General features: G+C 70.3%; 19 protein-coding genes. 9 read left to right on the top strand and 10 right to left on the bottom strand.

Features of this window, described 5'->3' with window-relative positions:
- Positions 1–6 precede the first annotated feature (6 nt).
- Positions 7–1,584 carry a TRAP transporter large permease gene (locus E4O86_RS11020; RefSeq protein WP_161140615.1) on the top strand — a complete coding sequence of 526 codons (1,578 nt, stop codon included), beginning with the start codon at positions 7–9 and terminating at the stop codon, positions 1,582–1,584.
- Positions 1,574–2,374 carry an SDR family NAD(P)-dependent oxidoreductase gene (locus tag E4O86_RS11015; RefSeq protein WP_246206342.1) on the top strand — a complete coding sequence of 267 codons (801 nt, stop codon included), beginning with the start codon at positions 1,574–1,576 and terminating at the stop codon, positions 2,372–2,374. The genes E4O86_RS11020 and E4O86_RS11015 overlap by 11 nt, the downstream gene beginning before the upstream one ends.
- A 64-nt stretch (positions 2,375–2,438) precedes the next feature.
- On the opposite strand, the gene E4O86_RS11010 is transcribed toward E4O86_RS11015, so the two are convergent.
- The 4 genes from E4O86_RS11010 to E4O86_RS10995 all read right to left on the bottom strand — a co-directional run bounded on the left by E4O86_RS11010 (position 2,439) and on the right by E4O86_RS10995 (position 8,316).
- Complete coding sequence (locus tag E4O86_RS11010; RefSeq protein ID WP_161140592.1) at positions 2,439–3,455, bottom strand: tripartite tricarboxylate transporter substrate-binding protein; 1,017 nt, start codon at positions 3,453–3,455, stop codon at positions 2,439–2,441.
- 166 nt (positions 3,456–3,621) lie between these two features.
- Entirely contained in the window at positions 3,622–7,071 is a 3,450-nt protein-coding gene (locus tag E4O86_RS11005; protein ID WP_161140591.1) for an indolepyruvate ferredoxin oxidoreductase family protein, read from the bottom strand.
- An 89-nt stretch (positions 7,072–7,160) separates the two neighbouring features.
- Positions 7,161–7,697, bottom strand: coding sequence for a hypothetical protein (locus tag E4O86_RS11000; RefSeq protein WP_161140590.1), 537 nt, complete (start codon positions 7,695–7,697; stop codon positions 7,161–7,163).
- Position 7,698: 1 nt separating this feature from the next.
- Entirely contained in the window at positions 7,699–8,316 is a 618-nt protein-coding gene (locus tag E4O86_RS10995; protein ID WP_161140589.1) for a CGNR zinc finger domain-containing protein, read from the bottom strand.
- Positions 8,317–8,391: 75 nt separating this feature from the next.
- Between E4O86_RS10995 and E4O86_RS10990 the strand changes: the two genes are divergently transcribed.
- Entirely contained in the window at positions 8,392–9,321 is a 930-nt protein-coding gene (locus E4O86_RS10990; protein ID WP_161140588.1) for a branched-chain amino acid ABC transporter permease, read from the top strand.
- A gap of 5 nt (positions 9,322–9,326) precedes the next feature.
- Here the strand turns inward: E4O86_RS10990 and E4O86_RS10985 are convergent, their stop codons facing one another.
- From E4O86_RS10985 to E4O86_RS10965, 5 genes are all read right to left on the bottom strand, one after another.
- Positions 9,327–10,535, bottom strand: a complete 1,209-nt coding sequence (locus tag E4O86_RS10985; protein ID WP_161140587.1) for an acyl-CoA dehydrogenase family protein — start codon at positions 10,533–10,535, stop codon at positions 9,327–9,329.
- Positions 10,536–10,601: 66 nt separating this feature from the next.
- The gene (locus E4O86_RS10980) at positions 10,602–10,790 is read right to left on the bottom strand and encodes a DUF3008 family protein (RefSeq protein ID WP_161140586.1); all 189 of its coding nucleotides are present in this window, start codon (positions 10,788–10,790) and stop codon (positions 10,602–10,604) included.
- A 75-nt stretch (positions 10,791–10,865) separates the two neighbouring features.
- Positions 10,866–11,597 (bottom strand): GntR family transcriptional regulator, encoded by a 732-nt coding sequence (locus E4O86_RS10975; RefSeq protein ID WP_161140585.1) that lies wholly within the window; start codon positions 11,595–11,597, stop codon positions 10,866–10,868.
- Positions 11,598–11,661: 64 nt separating this feature from the next.
- Complete coding sequence (locus E4O86_RS10970) at positions 11,662–13,458, bottom strand: thiamine pyrophosphate-binding protein (protein WP_161140584.1); 1,797 nt, start codon at positions 13,456–13,458, stop codon at positions 11,662–11,664.
- Between the two features lie 88 nt (positions 13,459–13,546).
- The gene (locus tag E4O86_RS10965; RefSeq protein ID WP_161140583.1) at positions 13,547–15,568 is read right to left on the bottom strand and encodes a tripartite tricarboxylate transporter permease; all 2,022 of its coding nucleotides are present in this window, start codon (positions 15,566–15,568) and stop codon (positions 13,547–13,549) included.
- A 208-nt stretch (positions 15,569–15,776) separates the two neighbouring features.
- Here E4O86_RS10965 and E4O86_RS10960 point away from each other — a divergent pair, with 208 nt between their 5' ends.
- The 4 genes from E4O86_RS10960 to E4O86_RS10945 all read left to right on the top strand — a co-directional run bounded on the left by E4O86_RS10960 (position 15,777) and on the right by E4O86_RS10945 (position 18,999).
- Positions 15,777–16,313 carry a cytochrome b gene (locus E4O86_RS10960; protein WP_161140582.1) on the top strand — a complete coding sequence of 179 codons (537 nt, stop codon included), beginning with the start codon at positions 15,777–15,779 and terminating at the stop codon, positions 16,311–16,313.
- Between the two features lie 106 nt (positions 16,314–16,419).
- Positions 16,420–16,995 carry an SRPBCC family protein gene (locus E4O86_RS10955; protein ID WP_161140581.1) on the top strand — a complete coding sequence of 192 codons (576 nt, stop codon included), beginning with the start codon at positions 16,420–16,422 and terminating at the stop codon, positions 16,993–16,995.
- 25 nt (positions 16,996–17,020) lie between these two features.
- Positions 17,021–18,196: a zinc-dependent alcohol dehydrogenase gene (locus tag E4O86_RS10950; protein WP_161140580.1), complete on the top strand. Its 1,176-nt coding sequence runs from the start codon at positions 17,021–17,023 to the stop codon at positions 18,194–18,196.
- A gap of 14 nt (positions 18,197–18,210) precedes the next feature.
- Positions 18,211–18,999 (top strand): SDR family NAD(P)-dependent oxidoreductase, encoded by a 789-nt coding sequence (locus E4O86_RS10945; RefSeq protein WP_161140579.1) that lies wholly within the window; start codon positions 18,211–18,213, stop codon positions 18,997–18,999.
- A 218-nt stretch (positions 19,000–19,217) separates the two neighbouring features.
- On the opposite strand, the gene uraD is transcribed toward E4O86_RS10945, so the two are convergent.
- Positions 19,218–19,751: a 2-oxo-4-hydroxy-4-carboxy-5-ureidoimidazoline decarboxylase gene (gene uraD, locus E4O86_RS10940; protein ID WP_161140578.1), complete on the bottom strand. Its 534-nt coding sequence runs from the start codon at positions 19,749–19,751 to the stop codon at positions 19,218–19,220.
- 100 nt (positions 19,752–19,851) lie between these two features.
- On the opposite strand from uraD, the gene uraH reads away from it, so the two are divergent.
- Positions 19,852–20,199, top strand: coding sequence for a hydroxyisourate hydrolase (uraH, locus tag E4O86_RS10935; RefSeq protein ID WP_161140577.1), 348 nt, complete (start codon positions 19,852–19,854; stop codon positions 20,197–20,199).
- Positions 20,199–21,478 (top strand): xanthine dehydrogenase small subunit (gene xdhA / locus E4O86_RS10930; protein ID WP_161140576.1); only part of this gene is annotated, 1,280 nt, incomplete at its 3' end. The genes uraH and xdhA, both read left to right, overlap by 1 nt.

Genomic DNA, 21,478 nt, shown 5'->3' with positions numbered 1-21,478 from the left:
CTGCTGATGACGGTTGCCGCCTTCGCGCTCCTGATGGCGGGCTTTCCGGTCGCCTTCACCCTTGCCGGCACCGCGCTCCTCTTCGCGCTTCTCGGCGGCGCGCTCGGCGCCTTCCCGCTCGGGCTCCTCGTCGCGCTGCCGCAGAACATCTACGCGGTGATGACGAACGAGGTGCTCGTCGCGGTGCCGCTCTTCGTCTTCATGGGCGTGATGCTCGAGCGCTCGCGCGTCGCGGAGGACCTGCTCGAATCGATGGGCCGGCTCTTCGGCCGCGTGCCGGGCGGGCTCGTCCTGTCGGTCACCCTCGTCGGCGCGCTCCTCGCCGCCTCGACCGGCGTGGTGGGGGCGACCGTCGTCACGATGGGGCTCCTGTCGCTTCCCACCATGCTGCGCCGCGGCTATGCCCCGAGCCTCGCCGCCGGCTCGATCGCCGCCGCCGGCACGCTCGGCCAGATCATCCCGCCCTCGATCGTGCTCGTGATCCTCGGCGACCAGGTCGGCATCGCGTTCCAGAACGCGCAGTTCGAGAAGGGGGTGTTCGACCCGGAGACGGTGGGCGTGAACGATCTCTTCGCCGGCGCGCTCCTGCCCGGGCTCATGCTGGTCGGCCTCTATCTCGGCTACGAGTTCCTCCTCGCGCGGCTCAGGCCGGAACAGGCGCCGGCCGTCCGGGCGGACGAGGCGGAGGCCGGCGGGACCGGCCGCCGGCTCGTCCGCGCGCTGCTGGCGCCGGTCCTGCTGATCGTCGCGGTGCTCGGCTCGATCCTTCTCGGCCTCGCCTCGCCGACGGAGGCCGCGGGCGTCGGCGCGGTCGGCGCGCTCATGCTCGCCGGCCACCGCTTCGCCGCGGGCCGGGGATACCCGATCCTCCTCGGCGCGGGCGCCATGGTTGCCCTGGTGCTGCTCGCCCGGGCCTTCGACCTGCGGATCCAGCGCGCAATCGTGCCGCTTCCCGACCGCGCCGCGCTCGTCGTCGCGCTGGTGCTCGTCCTGGCGCTCGTCTGGGGCATCCTGGCCGCGCTCAGGCACGTCGCGCAAGCGCGCGACGGGGAGGGCAGGCCGGTGCTCGCCTCCGTCGCCCGCTCCACCATGGTGATCTCCGCCATGGTCTTCGCCATCGTCATCGGCGCCCGGCTCTTTTCCCTCGCCGTCCGCGGCTTCGGCGGCGACGCGCTGATCGAGGCGGCCCTCCTCGATCTCCCGGGCGGGACGGCGGCGGCGATCGCCGCCGTGATGGCGGTCATGTTCCTGCTCGGATTCGTCCTGGATTTCCTGGAGATCGTGCTGATCGTGGTGCCCATCGTCGCGCCCATCCTGCTCAAGATGGAGATGCCGGGCGGCGGCGGGGTCGATCCGGTCTGGCTCGCGGTCATGATGGCGATGAACCTTCAGACCTCGTTCCTGACGCCGCCCTTCGGGCTCGCGCTCTTCTATCTGCGCGGCGTGGCGCCGGCGGAGCTGACCACGCTCGCGCTCTATCGCGGCGTCGCGCCCTTCGTCGCGCTGCAGTTGCTGGCCCTCCTCGTCATGTGGTTCGCTCCGGGGCTCGCGACCTGGCTGCCCGGAGTGATCTATGGCGACTGACGACATGCGTGCCCCGAATGCCGCCGCGATCTTCGACCTCGCCGGCAGGACCGCCCTCGTGACCGGCGCCTCCTCAGGGCTCGGCCGGCGCTTCGCGCGCGTGCTCGCGGCCAACGGTGCGACGGTCGCCCTCGCCGCGCGCCGGATCGAGCGGCTCGAGGCGCTCGCCGCCACGATCGAGGGGGAGGGCGGACGGGCGGTGCCGGTCGCCTGCGACGTCACCGACCCGACGAGCGTCGCGCGCGCCTTCGAGACGGTGGAGACGGCCTGCGGTCCGGTGACGATCCTCGTCAACAATGCCGGAATCGCGCATTCCGACCGCGCGCTCGAGCTTTCGCCCGAGACCTGGCGGCGCGTGATGGAGACCGATCTCGACGCGGTCTTCTTCGTCGCCCGGCATGCGGCGGAACGGATGATCGCGGCCGGGACCCCGGGCGCGATCGTGAACGTCGCCTCGGTGCTCGCCCTGGCGGTCTCGAAAGGGACGGCCGCCTATGCGGTGTCGAAGGCCGGGGTCCTTCAGCTCACGCGGGCGCTCGCGCTCGAATGGGCGCGGCACGGGATCCGCGTCAACGCCATCGCTCCGGGCTGGTTCAGGACAGAGCTCAACGCCGAGGTGATCGACGGCGAGGTCGGGGCGGCGCTCGCCCGCGCCAATCCGCTCCGCCGGATCGGCACGGAGGGGGATCTCGACGGCGCGCTCCTGCTGCTTGCTTCCTCCGCCGGCGCCTACATGACCGGCGCCCACATCCTGGTCGACGGCGGGCAGCTCCTCAACGCCGGCGGCTGAGCGGATCCGTGGGCGGATCCCTGGGGCGGCCCCGGCGCCGGGCCGGGGCCTTTCGTCGGCGCAGCTATTCCGAGAGGACTTCGCGCATCTTCGTCAGATATTCCTGCGGGGTCTTGGAAAGCTCCTCGATCGCAGCCGTGATCTCCGCGGCATTGGACGGGGTCACTTCCATGTTGGCCTGCTCGGCCGCCTTCTTGAACTCGGGGTCGTTCATCGTCGCCTGGAAGGCGTCGCGCAGGATCTTCACGCGCTCCTCCGGCACGCCGGGCGCCACCCAATAGGCGCGCGAGAACCGGGTCGTGTTGGAAAGCAGGCTGAAGATCGCCTTCTGCTCGTCGGTCTTGGCGAGCGAGGAGAGCTGCGGCACGCCCTGCATGAAGGGATCGTCGGCGGTGCCGATCTGCATCAGCGGCTTGATCTTGCCGGCATCGATCCAGTCCTGGTGGAGCGAGCGGAAGCTGTTCCAGGAGCCGCCGCGCCCGTCGATCTCGCCGCGCTCGATCGCGAGGTCGATGTCGGACACGCCGGGGAAGCCGGTGACGATGTCGAACTTGCTGCCGAGGAAGGCGTTGATCAGCGCCGGGATGATGTAGGTTTCGGAGTTCTTGCCGTTCGAGCCGAGCTTCGCCGCCTTTTCGGTGAGATCGTCGACCGTCTGCACCGGCGACTTGTCGGAGACCGCGATCACGCTCGTCAGCCCGGCGATGTTGCCGATGAACTGGACCTTGGTGAGGTCGTAGCGGCGCTGCTGCGGGAAGATGAACTGGTCGAGCGGCAGGATGTTGAGCGAGTTGCCGATGACGGTGCCGTCCTTCGGCGCGACCTCGTAGACATAGGTCGTCGCGGTGCGCGTCGCGGCGCCCGGCCGGTTCTCGACCACGATCTTCGGATGGCCGGGGATGTGCCTGCTCATATGCTCGGCGAGGAAGCGGGCATAGAGATCATATCCGCCGCCGGCGGAGAGCCCGACCACGATGGTGACCGTCTTGCCGGCATAGAAGTCGTCCTGCGCCGAGGCGGCGCCCGGAACGGCCGCGAGCAGCCCGGCGGCCAGCATCAATCCTTTGAGCAATCTCTTCACCTGTTCCCTCCCGCGATGGGTTGTAAGGCATACTACGTATTACGGCAGGTGAAGCAAGACGAAGCCCGCGCCACGCGCGCCGGCAAGCCGCGGCGAAGCCCGCTGCGTGAAGGGATCCGCATCTCGGGAAGCGGCGCCGCGCGTCGCCGCGCGGCGTCCGTGAGGCCTATTCGGCCGCTTCGGCGAACGCTGCCGCCGGACCTTCGGCGAAGCGGGCGAGCAGCAGGTCCCGCTCCTTGAGCGCCACGGCGGCCTGCCTCTCCTTGACATGGCCGAAGCCGCGGATCTTGCGTGGATAGGCGGCGAGCGCCAGCGCGGCCTCGTGCTTCTCGCGGTCGAGCTCGCGCGCGATCCGGTCGACGATCGCCTCGTAATCGGAGAGGAGCTTCCGTTCCCAACGCCGCTCGGCCGTCCTGCCGAACGGATCCGCGAAGGTGCCGCGCAGCCCGCGCATGGCCGCGAGCACCCGGAACGCCCGCAACATCCAGGGGCCGAAGCTCTGCTTCCTCGGGTGCCCTGTCTGCGGATCGCGCCTGGCGAGAGCCGGCGGGGCGAGGTGGAACTCGAGCTTCTCCCAGGAGGCGAAGGTCTCGGCGAGCTGGCGCTCGAAGGCGCCGTCGGTATAGAGGCGGGCGACCTCGTACTCGTCCTTGATCGCCATCAGCTTGAAGAGCGACCGCGCGACCTCCTCGGCCACGCCCGAAAGCCCGAGCCGCCGCTCCGCCGCCGCCACGCGCTCCACGCGCCGGCGATAGCGCTCGGCATAGGCGCGGTCCTGGTAGTCGGCGAGGAAGGCGGTCCGGCGCGCGACGAGCGCGGCGAGATCCTCCGCGGCCGGCGGCCCGGCGTCCGCGCCCGCCGCCTGCTCCACGGATGCGAGGTCGTGCGCGGCGCGCCGGCCCCATTCGAAGGCGTCCGCGTTCATCCGGCGGGCGACGCCGTTCATGCGGATCGCCTCCAGGATCGCCTCCCGCGAGAGCGGGATGCCGCCCTGCTGCCAGGCATAGCCGACCATGAACATGTTGGCCGCGATCGCGTCGCCCATCAGCCTGGTCGCAAGCCTCTGCGCCTCAACGAAGCGTGCCCGGCCGGGCCCGGCATGCCCCTCGATCGCCCGCATCAGGCGCCGGGTCGGGAGGCTGAAGTCCGGATCGCGCGTGAAGTCGCCGGGGAAGGTCTCGTGCGTGTTGACGTAGACCCGGCTCGCCCCCGGGCGCATGGCGGCGAGCACCTTCTTCGAGCCCGCCACCACGATGTCGCAGGCGAGCACGACGTCCGCCTCCTCCGGCGCGACCCGGATCGCGTGGATGTCCTCGGCCCGCGGCGCGATCTTAATGTGGGTCGTCACCGCGCCGCCCTTCTGCGCGAGGCCCGCCATGTCGATGATCCCGACGCCGTAGCCGTCGAGATGGGCGGCCATGCCGAGCACGGCGCCGATCGTCACGACGCCGGTGCCGCCGACGCCGGTGATGAGGATCGATGTCCGGCGCGTAAGCGGCAGGAGCGCCGGCTCGGGCACCGGCTCGGGCAGGGCGGTGACCGGGGCGGGCGATTTCAGCTTGGCGCCGTGCACCGTGACGAAGGAGGGGCAGAACCCCTCCAGGCAGGAGAAGTCCTTGTTGCAGCTCGACTGCTCGATCGTGCGCTTGCGTCCGAACTCCGTCTGGAGCGGCTGTACGGAGACGCAGTTCGAGGCCGTCCCGCAATCGCCGCAGCCTTCGCAGACGAGGCTGTTGATGACGACGCGCCTGTCGGGATCGGGGAATGCCCCGCGCTTGCGGCGGCGGCGCTTCTCCGAGGCGCAGGTCTGGTCGTAGATGAGGATCGACAGGCCCTTCACCTCGCGCATTTCGCGCTGCACCTGGTCGAGCGCGGAGCGATGGTGGAAGGTCGTGCCCGCGGGCCATTCGAGCTCGGGCGCATATTTGTCCGGCTCGTCGGAGACGATCGCGATCCGCCTCGCGCCCTGCGCGGCCACCTGCCGCGCGATGGCATCGACCGAGAGCCCGGCGTCGTTCGGCTGTCCGCCGGTCATGGCCACGGCGTCGTTGTAGAGGATCTTGTAGGTGATGTTCACGCCGGCCGCGGCGGCGGCGCGGATCGCCAGATAGCCGGAATGCTCGTAGGTGCCGTCCCCGAGATTCTGGAAGACGTGGTCCCGCTTCGAGAACGGCGCCTCGCCGATCCAGTTCGCGCCCTCGCCGCCCATCTGCGTGTAGCCGTCGGTCGCACGGTCCATCCACTGGACCATGTAGTGGCAGCCTATCCCGGCATAGGCGCGGCTTCCGTCCGGCACATGGGTGGAGCTGTTGTGGGGGCAGCCGGAACAGAAATGCGGCGTGCGCACCGCGACGTCCGTGGTCGCATCGAGCGTCCGCCGCGCCGATTCGAGCGAGTCCATGCGCGCGGCCACGGCGGCATCGGGAGCATAGGCGAGGATGCGCCGCCCGATCGCGAGCGCGATCTCCAGCGCTTCGAGCGCGCCATGGGCGCGGAAGAGCGGCGCGCCGCGCTCGTCCGTCTTGCCGGCGACAATCGGGGCGTTCGCCCGGCCGTAGAGCTGTTCCTTGAGCTGCGTCTCGATGAGCGCGCGCTTTTCCTCCACGACCAGGATCGTCTCCAGGCCGTGCGCGAAGCGCGCCGCGCCCTCCGGCTCGAGCGGCCAGGGCACGGCGACCTTGTAGAGCCTCAGGCCGAGATCCGCCGCCCGCACCTCGTCGATGCCGAGAAGGTCGAGCGCGGCGAGCGTGTCGAGCCAGCTCTTGCCGACCGAGACGACGCCGAGCCGCGCGCGCGGCCCGCCCTGGGCGGCGATCCGGTCGAGCCCGTTCGCCCGCACGAAGGCGCGCGCGGCCGGGATCTTGAAGAGATGGAGAAGCCGCTCCTGCTCGAGCGGGTGGACGCCCGGCCGGATGTTCAGCCCGCCGGGCGGCATCTCGAATTCCGGGATGACGATTGAGACGCGATCGAGCGAGCCGTCCACCACGGCGGTCGATTCGATGTTGTCCTTCATGCATTTGAGCCCGGCCCAGGTGCCGGCGAAGCGCGAGAGCGCCCAGCCGTAGAGGCCGTAATCCAGGATCTCCTGCACCCCCGCCGGGTTGAGGATCGGGATCATGGCGTCCACGAAGGCGAATTCCGACTGGTGCGCGACCGTCGAGCTTTCGCAGGTGTGGTCGTCGCCCATCAGGGCGAGCACGCCGCCATGCCGCGAGCTGCCGGCCGAGTTCGCGTGCCGGAACACGTCTCCCGTGCGGTCGACGCCCGGCCCCTTGCCGTACCAGAGCCCGAACACGCCGTCGTAGCGGCCCTCGCCGCGCATCTCGGCCTGCTGCGTGCCCCAGAGGGCCGTCGCGGCGAGATCCTCGTTGACGCCCGACTGGAAGCGGATGTCGTTCGGCGCGAGAAGCTTCTCGGCCTTCCAGAACTGCTGGTCCAGTCCGCCGATCGGCGAGCCGCGATATCCGGTGACGTAGCCGGCGGTATGAAGGCCGAGCCGGCGGTCGCGCGCCCTCTGCATCAGCGCCAGACGGACGATGGCCTGGGTCCCGGAGACGAAGACCAGGTCCTTCGAGAGGTCGAACTTGTCGTCGAGGGTGACCGTTCGCCTGAGCATCGGGGCCTCCTCGTCGAGCGATCCGGACCGATCCGGGCTCGGTTGCGACTATCTCCGAATCTGATCCTGCCCGGCGGAAATTTCCATTCTCATTTCCCCTGATTCTGGAATGGACCGTTCACGGAGGGCGGAAAAGGCGACGTGCTGCCGTCGATATTGGCCTGATAGCCCGGTCCGATCGCGAGCGGCCGTTCCGGCAGGACGCTCTGGTCGAGCGTGGAGGCGTAGCTCTTCTCGATCGTCTGGAGCGTCGCGCCGGAGGCGTCCGCGAGCGTGAGCACGACCTTGTAGGCGTGCCCCTTCGCGACGCCTGAGACGGGCGGCGTCTCGAACTTGAAGCGCTCGCGCCGGCCCGCCGTCGGCTGGCTCACCTCGATCGGGGCGCCGCCGGCCGGATTCTCGAACTGCGCGGTGAGCCTGCCTCCCTCCGGCAGCCCGCGGAGGGGCTTCGCCACGATGCCGTAGCTCGCTTCCGCGTTCCGGTAGTTGAAGATGAAGCCGCCGCCGACGATCTCGACATAGGGGCTGTCGTCCTCGCGCCCGCAGGACGCGGCGGCGAGGAGAAGCGCGAGCGCGGCGGAGACGGCGACGACCCGCGGACGCGACCGCTTCGGACGACGAGGCATCTCAACCCTCCAATCCGGCCAATGCCGGTTCCGTTTCGCCGCGGCGGCGGCGCTGGTGCCGCTCGGATTTCGCGCGGTTGCCGCAGACCGCCATGTCGCACCAGACGCGGCTCGCGTTCCGCGACCGGTCGAGGAAGAGCCAGTGGCAGTTCGGGCAGGCCTTCACCCGCGAGATCGCGTCCGAAAAGAGGATCGCGAGCGCGGAATGCGTTGCCAGCGCGGCGAGCGGCAAGGGCCCTTCGCCGTCGGAAAAAGCGAGGCCCGCCTCCGTCGCGGCGAGGGAACGGCCGCCCAGCCAGTCGTGATGGAAGCGCAGAAGCCGCTGCAGGTCGCCCGCGGCCGGGGCCCTTGCCGCGGCGAGCGGGCGAAGCGCGGCGTCGATCGCTTCCCGCACCTCCTTGTGGTGGGCGAGAACGAGGGCGTCGGCGGTGCCCGGACCCAGTCCGAGCGTCGGCGCGCCGGCGAAGCGGCTTGCGGCCGCCGCAAAGTCCGACAGGTCGGAAAGCGCGGCGAACTTGTCGAAGCGCCGCACCGGATCGTCCCGGAAGCAGACCGTGTTGACGAGATCGAGCGCGAGAGCGCCGCCCACGAACTGCCGCTCCGTCCAGGTCCAGGCCATCCGGTCAGTCTAACCGCCAAGCGGCGCTTGACAAGTTCGCCCCGGGATCGTCCGATCGCGCCCTGGGAGCGGATCATGCCCGCCGAGATCGCCTATTTCCTTCAGCAGGCCTGGAACGGCGTGCAGGTGAGCGCCTTCTACGCGCTTCTCGCGGTCGGCTACGTGCTGGTCCACGCGGTCACAAACCGGACCAATCTCGCCTTTGGGGCGATCGCGATCTGGGGCGGGCAGAGCGCGGCGGTTTCCGCGGCCATGCTCGGGACCGCCTTCTGGCTCCGCGACGCGCCGGCGCTCGCCATCGGCGTCGTCCTGGCGCTTTGCGCGACGGCGCTCCTCTCGGTCGTCCTGGCGCGGCTGGTCGTGGTGCCGCTCGTCGACGGCAGCCGGCTTTCCATGCTGGTGGCGACGATCGGGGTCGCGATCGTGATCGAAGAGGCGGCGCGCTTCGCCTCCGACGGCCGCGAGGTCTGGCTGCAGCCGGTGCTCGCCATCCCGCTCACGCTCCTGTCCGGGCCCTTCCCGGTCGGCGTGACGGCGATGCAGTTCGTCAACCTCGCCTGCGCCGGGGCTCTCATTGTCGCGCTCGCTGCGGTGCTCGCCCGCCATCCCGTCGGCCGCGCCTGGCGGGCAGTCGCCGACGATGCGGGCATGGCGCGCCTCGTCGGCGTCGACACGCGGCGAATCATCGCCGGCTCGATGCTCTTCGGCGGCGTCTATGCCGGCGCGGCCGGCATCCTCGCCGCGCTCAATTACGGCAATGTCAGCTTCTACCAGGGCCTGATGCTCGGGCTGAAGGTGCTCTACGTCGTCGTGCTCGGCGGCTTCCGCTCGGTGCCGGCGACCGTTGCCGGCGCGGGTCTCCTCGGCTTCGCGGAGACGCTCTGGTCGGCCTATCTTCCGATCGCCTGGCGCGACGTCGCGACCTTCGGCGCGCTCACGCTGCTGCTCGCGCTGAAGCCGGCCGGCCTCTTCGCGGGGCCCGAGCGGATCGACCACGCGCGCTGACGGGCTCAGGCCGGCTGCCAGCGCCAGAAGTCGGTGCCTTCCCGTGCATAGAGGCCCGCGAGCACCATCTTGTGGACCTCCGACGCGCCGTCGACGAGCCGGGCGCAGCGCGCATAGCGGTAGATCCACTCCGCCACCGAATCCTTCGAATAGCCGCGCGCGCCCTGCAGCTGGACGGCGGTGTCGGCGGCGAGGTGCAGCGTGTCCGCCACATGCATCTTCGCCATCGAGACCTCCTTCCGCGCGAAGTCGCCGCGGTCGAGCAGCCACGCCGCCTGCATCACGAGAAGGCGGCCGATCGCGATCGCCTGGGCCACCTCCGCCAGCTTGATCTGCACGCTCTCCCGGTCCGCCAGCCGGACGCCGAAGCCCTCGCGCTCCTCGGCATAGCCGGCCGCGATCGCCACGCATCTCTTGGCGAGCCCCAGCCAGCGCATGCAATGGGTGAGGCGCGCGGGGCCGAGCCGGATCTGCGTCACCTTCAGGCCGTCGCCGACCTCCATCAGCACGTTGGCGCCGGGAATCTCCAGGCCGTCGAATTCGAGCTCGCACACGCCGCCATGCTCGTCGGGGCCCATGTTCGGGATGCGGCGGACGATCCGCCAGCCCGGCCGGTCGCGCTCGAAGAGGAAGGCGGTCAGGTGCCGGCGCGTCTCGGCCGGGTCGGGATCGGTGCGCGCGATCAGGATGAAGCGCTCGGCGAGCGCGGCGCCCGAGATGAACCATTTGCGCCCGCGCACCACCCACTGGTCGCCCCGCCGCTCGGCGGCGGTCCGGATCATGCCGGGGTCTGAACCGCCGCCCGGCGCCGGCTCGGTCATCGCGAAGGAGGAGTTCGCGCCGGCCACGATCGGATCGAGGAAGGCATCCTTCTGCGGCTCGCTCGCCACCTTGTCGAGGAGGCGCATGTTGCCGTCGTCCGGCGCCGCGCAATTGAGGCTGCTCGGGCCGAAGATGGACCAGTTCGCCTCCTCGTAGAACGCCGCCTGTCCGACCATCGAGAGGCCGAGCCCGCCGCGCCCGGGGGAGACCTGCGGTGCCCACAGGCCGGCGGCCTTCGCCTTGGCGCGGAGGGCGTCGCGCGCCGGCAGACCGATATTCTCCCACGCGTCCCAAGCGGAGCGGTCCGCCTCGAGCGGCACCACCTCGTGCGCGACGAAGGCGCGGACGCGCCGCCTCAGGTCTTCGGTACGGGCGTCGAGCGTGAAATCCATGTTTCTCCCCCGGATTTGCGGGGGAGGATCGCCGCTCGCCGGACCAAGGGCAAGCGGCGGAAAGGCTCAGGACCGCGACGCGTGCTCCGGCTTGCCCTTGCGCTTCGTCGCGGCGAGATCGTGCAGCTCCTTCTCGCTCATGGACGCGGCCATCTCCTTGGACGCGCCCTTCAGCTTGCTCTTCGGCGTCTCGCCGCGCTTCGCCGAAAGCGCCGCACCGGCGGCCTTCTGCTGCGCCTTGGATTTCGCGGGCATGTCATGCCTCCTGCTTGGAACGGCAGGAGAACAGGCGATCCGCGGTCAGGGTTCCCCGGACGCGGCGTCCGGCGGCTAAAGGCGCACGGGCCGGAGCTGCCATTCGTCCGCCTCGCTGCGGAGCTTGGCGATGGCGTTCTCCCCGAGGCTCCGGACATGCGCCTCGATGGCGTCCTGCGCGGCCGCGACGTTCCGGGCCTCGAGCGCGGCGAGAAACGCATCGAGCTCCGCCGCGCGCTGCCCGACATTGCGCATGTCCTGCAGCGAGCGCGAGCGCAGATAGCCGATCCGGTTGAAGAGCTGGCGGAAGAAGGTGTGCATGACGGCATTGCCGGCGCTGCCGAACAGCACGTCGTAGAACCGCACCTTCAGCTGCAGGCGGGTCTCCAGGTCGCCGGCCGAGGTCGCCTGCCTGAAGCGCTCGTTGATGTCGCGGAGCTCGGCGAAGGCCGCGGGCGGCGCCCGCTCGACGAAGAGCGCGACCGCCTTGCGCTCGAGCACGATGCGCAGCTCGTAGATCTGGCGGGCGACCTCCTCCGTGATCACCGCCACCTGCGGGCCGCGCCGCGGCTCGACGGTGACGAGGTGCTCGATCTCGAGCTGGCGCAGGCTTTCGCGCACGGAGGTCCGGCTGACGCCGAGCGCCTCGCAGAGATCGCGCTCGAGCAGGCGCTCGCCCGGCCGGTAGCGGCCGTTGACGATCGCCTGCCGAAGCTTGCTCAGCACTTCGTCGCGCAGCAGCGTCGACGGCCGGTTGACGCGCATTTCGAAGGAGTGGGCAGGCTGTCGAAGGTCCATGTCCTTCATGTTGCGCGCTCCCGTTTCGCCGGCAAGCTGATCGTGGCGGCCGGCGGGCTCGGCCGGACGGCGCTCAGGTGAGCGCCGTCACCACCTCCACCACCGCGACCCGCCCCGCCTTCACCTCGGTGATCGCTTCGCGAAGCGCCCCGGCGATCTCGGCGGGATCGAAGATCGGACCCTTGGCCCAGGCGCCGAACGAGCGCGCCACGCCGGCGAGGTCGGCGTCGGGATCGTAGGTCCGCTGGCCGATATGCGCATTGGCGACCGCCCGCCCGCGATGCTCCGCGACCTCCCGCTGATGCAGCTCGTCATTGCCCCAGGAGCGGTTGTTGAGGATCACCATGAGGAGCGGCACGCGGTGATGGGCGGCCGACCAGATCGCGCCCGGCGCCATCATGAAGTCGCCGTCGCCGATCATCGCGACCGGCAGCTTGCCGGTTCCCTTGAGCGCGAGCGCGGCGCCCGCCGCCGCGCCCGGGCCGTAGCCCACGCCGCCGCCGCCGTCGCCGCCGAGATACTGGCCGGCGCCGGCGAACGGCCAGCAGCCTTCCACCCAGGTGCGGTGGTTCCGGACGACCAGCGTCCAGTCCTCGTCCTTCACGGCCTGGTAGACCTCGTGGGTGATGCGCTCCAGCGAGACCGGCGTCTCCGCGAAGCGCGCCTCGAGCTTCTGCTTCCGGCGGGCGGCGAGATCTGCATGCCGTTCCGCGATCGCCGCGCGGCGCGCCGAAAGCGCGGCCGGTGCGCCGGCCGCGAGCTTCCGTTCGACGGCCGCGACGAGGTGCTCGAGCGCGAGCAGCGGATCGGCGATCACCTGCATGTCGGCAGGCGGCGTCGGCCCGCCGAAGCGCGTCCAGGAATTGCCGAAATAGTCCCCGAGCGAGACGTCGACGACGGCCGCCTCCTTGGCGCCTGCGCCCATGCCCATGATGCCGCTCCGGGTCGAGCCGTAGCCGCCGGTCGCCGCCGTCAGGTCCTGGCAGTCGAAGCAGACGAAGAGGTCGGCCTCGCCTCGGATCTTGCGGTCTCCGGACATGTTCTGCGGGTGCTCGCTCGGAAAGCACACGATGGTGCGGTCGTCGACATAGGCGGCGCCGGCGAGCTCCACGAGCCGCACGAGCGGCGCCGTGACCGCCGGCTGGATGCCGAACCGTCCGCCGATGACAAGCGGCATGCGCGCGCCGAGAAGCGCGTCGGCGACCTTGTCGATCATGGCGGGGTCGGGGTGGATCTTCGGCGGCGCCTGATAGCGCGGCAGCTTCGGATCGGGCATGGCCGCCGAGGCGATCGCCTGCTCCTGGAGCCCGGCATCGATCGAGACATAGGCCGGCCCGTAGGGCGGCGTGACGGCCTTCCGGTAAGCGCGCAGCATGGAATCGAGCGCCGCGTCGAGCGTCGCCGGCTCGTCGGTCCATTTGACGTAGGGCCGCACGAGATCGCCCTGCGTGTTCGCCGAATGCGCCCAGTCGATGAAGCGCCGCTCGGCGGGATCGGCTGGCCCGCTGCCGCCGAGGATGAGGATCGGCGTCTGGTCGCAGAAGGCGTTGAACACGCTCATGGAGCCGTTCATCAGGCCGACGAGGTTGTGGAGGATGCAGAAGCCGGCCTTGCCGGTGGCCTTGGCGTAGCCGTGCGCCATCGCGACGGCGATCATCTCGTGGGTGACGAGCACGATCTCGGGCGCCCGGTTGCCGAGGAAGTTCACCAGCGAATCGTGGATGCCGCGATAGCTCGAGCCCGGATTGAGGAAGATGTATTCCGCGCCGAGATCGCGCAGGAGCTGTACCATCAGGTCGGAGCCGTATTCGGGCGCATTGTTCGACGCGGCCACGTGGTGGCTGTGCTCCGTCTCGGCGATATCCGTCATGTGCATCTCCCGCCGCAGGCTCCCGCCGCGGCCATGTGTTGGACTTGCCCTCGGGCGGAAGGCGTCAAGTGCCGGCTCTTGCCGCCGTTCAGAACTGGTTCCAGAGCCAGCCCGCCGAGGGCAGCGGCAGCCCGATCAGGGTCTGCGGCCACGGCGTCTGCAGGATCTCGTCGAACAGGAACCAGTAGGCCACGAAGACGCAGACCGCGTAGACGAGCGTCCTGCCGATCCCCTGCCTCGCCTCGACGAGCGGGTAGACGAGGGCGAGGAGAAGGATCCCGTAGAGCAGGCCGAACAGCCAGCTCGCCAGCAGCGCGCCGAGGAGCCAGCCGAAGAAGACGAAGCTGCGCAGCGCGATGTCGCGCGGCGCGATGCCCTCGAAGGAGGAGGCCGCCTCGCCGGTCTCCGCCGCGGACTGTTTCGCCGGCCCGCCCGCCGGGGGCGCGACGAGGAGCTGGCCGGCAAGCGCGGCGAGGCCGGCTACGATGCCGACGCTGATGACGATCTCCGGGATGATCCGCGCCTCCCAGGGCCAGGCCTGCGTGGAGACGAGGGCGCCCGCGAGCACCACGACGATGCCGGCCGTGAAGAGGGCCGGAAGCGTGAAGTGCGGCCGGCGCCAGACCGTGCGCGTTCCGCCGCGGCGAAATGCGTTCCGGATGCTCGTCCCGAAGCCCATGTAGATGGCGAGGAGCAGCATGATCGCGACGATCGGGCGAAGGATCCACTCCCAGCCGTAGAGCTGGATGGAGATGAACATGTAGCGGTCGATGAGGCCGCCGAGGACGAAGCCGAGGAGGACGGGCGCGCGGGGCCAGCCCTGCAGCTTCATCAGGTAGCCGAGCGCCCCGAACGACAGGAGCAGGATGAGGTCGCCCCAGGAGCGCGAGGATTCGTAGGCGCCGACGAGGACGATGCCGACCGTCGCGGGAATGAGGAAGGTCGCCTTGATCGTCGCGATGCGCGCGAACTGGTTGGCGAAGAGGAAGCAGATCCCGGTGCCGATGCAGTTCGCCAGCACCAGGCTCCAGACCAGCGTGAACGTCACGTCCATGCGCTTGCCGAGGAGTTCCGGCCCGGGAACGATGCCCTGCATCTGGAGGGCCGCCATCAGCAGCGCCATGCTGGCCGTGCCCGGCACGCCGAAGGCGATGGTCGGGACCAGCGCGCCGCCGTCCTTGGCGTTGTTCGAGCTCTCCGAGGCGATGACGCCGCGCACGTCGCCGCTGCCGAACGTCTCGCGTGCGCCCTTCTCGGTCGTGAGTGCGTGCGAATAGGCGATCCAGTCGATGACCGACGCGCCGACGCCGGGGATCGCGCCGAGCCCGGAGCCGATGAGCGAGCAGCGGAAGACCAGGAACTTGTTCCGCCAGACGTCGCGAAGGCCCTCTAGGCGTCCCTCGATCCGGCTGTGGGCGCTGGCGATCTGCGACCGGCGGACGGCGAGCTCCGCGAGCTCGGGCAGCGCGAAGAGCCCGAGCGCGAGCGGCACGATCGGCATTCCGTCCCACAGATAGAGGAGGTCGAAGGTCCAGCGCTGCGTTGCCGAGCGCGGGTCCTCGCCGATCGAGGCCAGGGTGAGGCCGATCACGGCGCCGATGACGCCGCGCAGCGGCGCCCGCCCGCTCAGGGAGGCGACGAGCGACAGGCCGAAGACGCAGATCGCGAGAAGCTCGGGAATCCCGAACATCAGCACGGCCGGCCGCATGATCGGGATGAAGAAGAGCAGGAAGATCGCGCCGAAGAGCCCGCCGGCCATGGAGGCGAGGAAGGCCGCGCTCAGCGCGCGCCCGGCCTGGCCCTTCACGCTCATCGGATAGCCGTCCACGACGGTTGCGGCCGCGCCGACCGATCCCGGCACGCCGAGCAGAATCGCCGGGATCGTGTCGCCCGTCGCCACCACCGCGCCGAGCCCGATCATCGCGGCGATCGCCGCATTGGCGTCGAGGCCCATCGTGAAGGGAAGCAGCAGCGACAGCCCGGCGAGCCCGCCGAGGCCCGGAATGATGCCGACGATCAGGCCGAGAACGGCGCCGCCGACGAGATAGGGGAGGTAGGCGAAGGAAAGGAGATTGGTTGCCGCTTCGAGCGCGACAGAAAAGACCTGCACCGAACGTACCCTCCCAGGCCCTCCATATTACGTAATACGTATCCGGAGCGGCGGTGGCTGTAAACCGGCGGATCGCCGCCGGTCGGCGGTCTCCACAGGCGCCGTGGATCGGGTCCGGCCGGGCCGGCCGCAAGTGCGATTGACCGGGATCAAGGTGCGGTCCGGCGCGCCGTGCTGGACTTCGCGGCAAAGGGAAAGGCGCCCCGTCATGACCGTCTCCGAACGCTACAGCACCGTCGCCATCGTCCTCCACTGGACCATCGCGACCCTGATCGTCCTCGTCTTCGCTCTCGGGCTGACCGTCGACGTCTTCCCGACCGACTGGGAGCATGCGGTGGTCAACACGCATGTGCTTCTCGGCCTGCTCATCCTCGTCCTCAGCCTCGCGCGGCTCGCCTGGCGGCTCGCGCACCGCCCGCCCGCTCCGGCCGAAGGCGCGGGCAGGCTCGCGCAGCGCGCCGCCGAACTGGTCCATTACGCGCTTTACGCCCTGATGATCCTCGTTCCGCTGATCGGCATTCCGACCCTGCTCTATCGTGGCGTCGGGCTCGATCTCGGCGTCCTTGAGATCGCCTCGCCCTTCGCGCGCGACAGGGCCGTCGCAGGCCCGCTCACCGAGGTCCACGAACTCGCGGCCTATGCGCTGATCGCACTCGCGGCCGGCCACGCGCTGGCGGCGCTCTACCACCATTTCGTGCGCCATGACGACGTGCTCCGGCGCATGATGCCCGCCCACGGGGGCTGAGGCGCCGCTGCGGATTCCGCGGCTCGGTCCGAAACGGGACGGAGTCGAATCCCGGGAACCGTGATCCGCGCCGTCGACTTATGCCCGCATCAGCGGGAGCCGCGAAATGGCACGATCGACGGACATGGCGGAAAGCGACGCGCCGGTTTCGACCCTGAAGTCCGGTTCGCGTCCGAAGGATGCCGGCCTTGGAACGGAGCACGCCCGCGTCACGGGCCGGACCGTCACGATCAACCGGCCGCGCGAGACGCTCTATGCCTTCTGGCGCGACTTCGCGAACCTGCCCCGCTTCATGGAGAATGTCGCCGACGTCGCCGTTCTCGATCCGGCCCGCTCGCACTGGAAGGTGGCCGCTCCCGGCGGCGGATCGGTCGAATGGGATGCCGTCATCGTCGCCGACGAGCCGGGCCGTCTGATCGCGTGGGAATCCGCGGAGGGCGCCGACATCCGGCACAGCGGGCGCATCGAGTTCCGCGATGCGCCGCCGGGACGCGGAAGCGAGGTGAGCGCGACCATCGCCTACGATCCTCCCGGCGGCGCGCTGGGCGCGCTTGTGGCCAAGCTCTTCCAGAGGGAGCCGCACATCCAGGCGCGTCGCGACCTCCGCCGCTTCAAGCAGCTCATGGAGACCGGCGAGATCAGCACCGCGGAGCCGCCCGAAGCCGCGCCGCGCGCCGCCTGATCCGAACGCCAACACGGAGTATCCCATGCGCGCGCTCACATGGCACGGCAAGCACGACGTCCGGGTCGAGACCGTGCCGGATCCGGGCATCGTCAACCCGCGCGACGCGATCGTCAGGATCACGTCGACGGCGATCTGCGGCTCCGACCTCCATCTCTACGACAACGTGATCCCGACGCTCAGGGCGGGCGACATACTCGGCCACGAGTTCATGGGGGAGGTCGTGGAGGTCGGCCGCGGCAACGACAGGCTGAAGGTCGGCGACCGCGTCGTCGTTCCGTTCGTGATCGCCTGCGGCAAGTGCTTCTTCTGCGAGCACCAGCAATATTCGGCCTGCGACAATTCCAATCCGGCCGACAAGGCGGACATGTCCGAGGAGCTCTACGGATATCCGATGTCCGGCCTCTTCGGCTATTCGCACCTGACCGGCGGCTATGCCGGCGGACAGGCGGAATATGTCCGCGTGCCCTATGCCGATGTCGGGCCGATCGTCGTTCCGGACGGGCTCGAGGACGACAAGGTCCTGTTCCTGTCCGACATCTTTCCGACCGGCTGGATGGCCGCGGAGAACTGCGCGATCGAGCCGGGCGACACGGTCGCGGTCTGGGGCTGCGGCCCGGTCGGCCTGTTCGCCGTCCAGAGCGCGCTGCTCATGGGCGCGCACAGGGTGATCGCGATCGACCATTATCCGCGCCGGCTGGAGCTCGCCCGCGGGCTCGGTGCCGAGGTGGTCAATTACGAGGAGGCCGATGTCCACGAGGCGCTCGTCGAGATGACCGGCGGCATCGGCCCGGACGCCTGCATCGACGCGGTCGGGCTGGAATCGCACGGCTTCGCGCTCGACAACGTCTACGACCACGCCAAGACCACGATGATGATGGCGACCGACCGGATCCACGCGCTCCGGCAGGTGATCCTGGCCTGCCGCAAGGGCGGGCGCGTCTCCGTGCCGGGCGTCTACGGCGGATTCGCCGACAAGTTTCCGGTCGGCGCGCTGATGGAGAAGGGCCTCTCGCTGAGGACGGGGCAGACCCATGTCCAGAAATACCTTCCGCAGCTCCTGGAGCTCATCCGGGAGGGCAAGGTCGACACGACCTTCCTCATCAGCCACCGGCTGCCGCTCGAGGACGCTCCGAACGGCTACAGGATGTTCAAGGAGCAGCAGAACGAGTGCACGAAGGTCGTGCTGAAGCCGCATTGAGCAGGAGATCCGATATGGCTTCGCAGGAACGCGGACTGGCGATCGTCACGGGCGCCTCGACGGGCATCGGCTACGAGCTCGCCAAATGCTGCGCCGAGAACGGCTTCGACCTCCTCGTGGCCGCCGACGAACCGGAGATCGAGACCGCCGCCCAGGACTTCCGCGCCCTCGGCGCGCGCGTGGACGCCGTCCAGGCCGATCTCGCGACCATCGAGGGCGTCGACCGGCTCTGCGCCGCGATCGGCGGCCGCCCGGTCGACGCGCTCCTCGCCAATGCGGGCCGCGGGCTCGGCAAGGGCTTCCTCGACGAGGACTTCGATGCCGCCCGCCACGTCGTCGACACCAACGTGACCGGCACGATCTACCTAATCCACAGGGTCGGCCGCGACATGCGGGCCCGCAACAAGGGCCGGATCCTGATCACCGGCTCGATCGCGGGCTTCATGCCGGGCGCCTTCCAGGCCGTCTATAACGGCACCAAGGCGTTCCTCGATTCCTTCTCCTTCGCACTCAGGAACGAGCTCAAGGAGACCGACATCACCGTGACCTGCCTGATGCCCGGCCCGACCGATACCGAGTTCTTCGAGCGCGCCGACATGATGGACACGAAGGTCGGCCAGCAGAAGAAGGACGACCCGGCCTATGTCGCGAAGCTCGGCTTCGACGCCATGATGAAGGGCGAGGGCGACGTCGTCGCCGGCTGGAAGAACAAGATGCAGGTCGCGGCCGCCCATGTGATGCCGGCGGAGATGCTTGCCGAGCAGCACCGCAAGATGGCCGCGCCGGGGACCGGCCGCACCTGAGCCCGTCGGCCGGCAGGCCCGCCGCGGCATTTCCGCGCGGGTCGGCGAAGCGGGCGCCGCCGGCGCCGGAGACGGCGACCCTCCGCCGCGCAGCCTATGGCCGCTTCGCCCGGGTCTGGAGCGCTTCCGCCGTCTCCTTCGAGGCGCTGATGATCTCCGCAAGGCCGAGCGCCGGCGAATTGCCGTAGCTGGTGCCCCCTGGAGGCGCGGGCCGGCGGTCAGGCCGCCGGCCGGCTCATCGCCGCGAGCCTGATCGCGGCGATCCGGTCGATCTGCCGGAGCGCCTCGCCGAACTCCGTGTCGGGGTCGTTGCCGATCCGCCGCTCGAAGGCGGCGAGGATCTCCTCCCGGCCGAGACCCCCGACGGCGATCACGAAGGGGAAGCCGAACTTCGCCTTGTAGGCTGCGTTGAGCGCCTGGAAGCGGCGGAACTCCTCCGGCGTGCAGGCGTCGAGCCCGGCGCCCTTCTGCTCGGCGCGCGAGGATGCCGTGAGCTCGCCGGCGATCGCCGCGCGGCCGGCGAGGTCCGGATGGGCGCGCACCAGGGCGCGCTTCCGCTCGGGGGAGGCCGTCGCGACGACGCGCGCCATGGCGGCGGCGAGGCGCTCCGGATCATCCAGGTCGGTGCCGAGCCCGGCGTCCCAGACCGCCTCCGCGACCCAGGGCGAATGCTCGTAGATCCCGCCGAACCGGGCCACGAAGGCTTCGCGGCCGAGTGCCGACGGCCGCGGGTCGGGAATTGTCGCGCTCACGATATCCTCCGTCGCCGTTCACCCTTTGACGGATTTGTCGGGCCGGGCATAGTCTTCCGATGCGCTGCAACAAGGACGTTGCGGCCCCCGAGGGGACTCCATGGGTCGCGTGACCACGCATGTGCTCGATACCGCGCGCGGCTGCCCGGCCGCCGGGATGCGGCTCCGGCTCTTCGATGCCCGGCAGCGGATCGAGATCGCGGCGGCGGTGACGAACGGCGACGGCCGCTGCGACGGTCCGCTCCTCGAGGGCGCGGCGATGCGCGCCGGCGCCTACGAGATCCTGTTCGAGGCCGGCGCCTATTTCGACCGGATCGGCATCGACCTGCCGGAGCCGAAATTCCTCGACGAGGTGGTCATCCGGTTCGGTATCGCCGACCGGGACGGGCATTATCACGTGCCCCTCCTGATCTCGCCCTACGGCTATTCGACCTATCGGGGAAGCTGATGGCCGAGGCGATCCGGTTTCTTCTGGGAGAGGAGGAGCGCGCGCTCGCGGGCGTCTCGCCGACCATGACCGTCCTCGACTATCTGAGGACCTGCGAGCGTCGGACCGGGACCAAGGAGGGCTGCGCGGAAGGCGATTGCGGCGCCTGCACGGTCGTCCTCTCGGAACCGGACGATGCGGGCGGTCTCCGGCACTTCTCCGTCAATTCGTGCATCCAGTTCGTGCCGACGCTCCATGGCCGGAAGCTCACGACCGTCGAGGACCTTGCGCCTTCCGGCGCGGATCTGCATCCGGTCCAGGCGGCGCTCGTCGCCCGCCACGGCTCGCAATGCGGCTTCTGCACGCCGGGCTTCGTCATGCAGCTCTATGCCGGCTGGCTCGAGGGCAGGCTCGGCGGCCGGCAGGAGGTCAAGGACTGGCTCGCCGGCAATCTCTGCCGCTGCACCGGCTACGGCCCGATCGTCGAGGCCGCGCTCGACGCCGGATCGGTCGCCGCCGACCGGGCCGGGGATGCCGAGACGGCGGCCCGGCTCCGCGGCCTGGCGGCGGAGGGGATGCTCCGCCTCGCCGCGGATGGCCAGGCCTGGTTCGCGCCGGAAAGCGTCGATGAGCTCGCGCGGCTCTACGCCGCGCACCCCGAGGCCGTGCTCGTGTCGGGCGCGACGGATGTCGGGCTCTGGGTGACTAAGCTCCACCGCCGCCTCGGCACGCTGATCGATCTCGGCCGGGTGGCGGAGCTGCGCACGATCGAGGAGGGCCCCTCTTCGCTCCGCATCGGCGCGACGGCGACGCACCGTGCCGCGGCGGGGGCGCTCGCCCGCCTCCATCCCGATCTCGGCGAGCTGCTGCGGCGCTTCGCGTCGATCCAGATCCGCAATGCCGGCACGGTCGGCGGCAACATCGCCAATGGCTCGCCGATCGGCGACCTGCCGCCGGCCTTCATCGCGCTCGGGGCGACGCTGCATCTCCGCCGGGGCGACGCGCGCCGGGACCTTCCGCTCGAGGACTTCTTCCTCGACTATGGCAGGCAGGACCGGCAGCCGGGCGAGTTCGTGGAGGCGGTGACGGTGCCGAGGCCCGGGCCGTCCAGCCGCTTCGCCTGCTACAAGCTCTCCAAGCGCTTCGACCAGGATATCTCCGCGGTCATGGCCGCTTTCCGGGTCGAGATGGCGGAGGGGGCGATCCGCTCCGCCCGCCTCGCCTTCGGCGGCATGGCCGGCACGCCGAAGCGCGCGCCCGCCGCGGAGGCCGCGCTCGTCGGCGCGAGGCCCGGCGCCGG

Origin of the sequence: Propylenella binzhouense (assembly GCF_009866965.1) — a bacterium.
Taxonomy (GTDB): Bacteria; Pseudomonadota; Alphaproteobacteria; order Rhizobiales; family Afifellaceae; genus Propylenella; species Propylenella binzhouense.
Note: the sequence above shows the minus strand (reverse complement) of the source record. Positions and strands in the feature narration are given on the sequence as shown.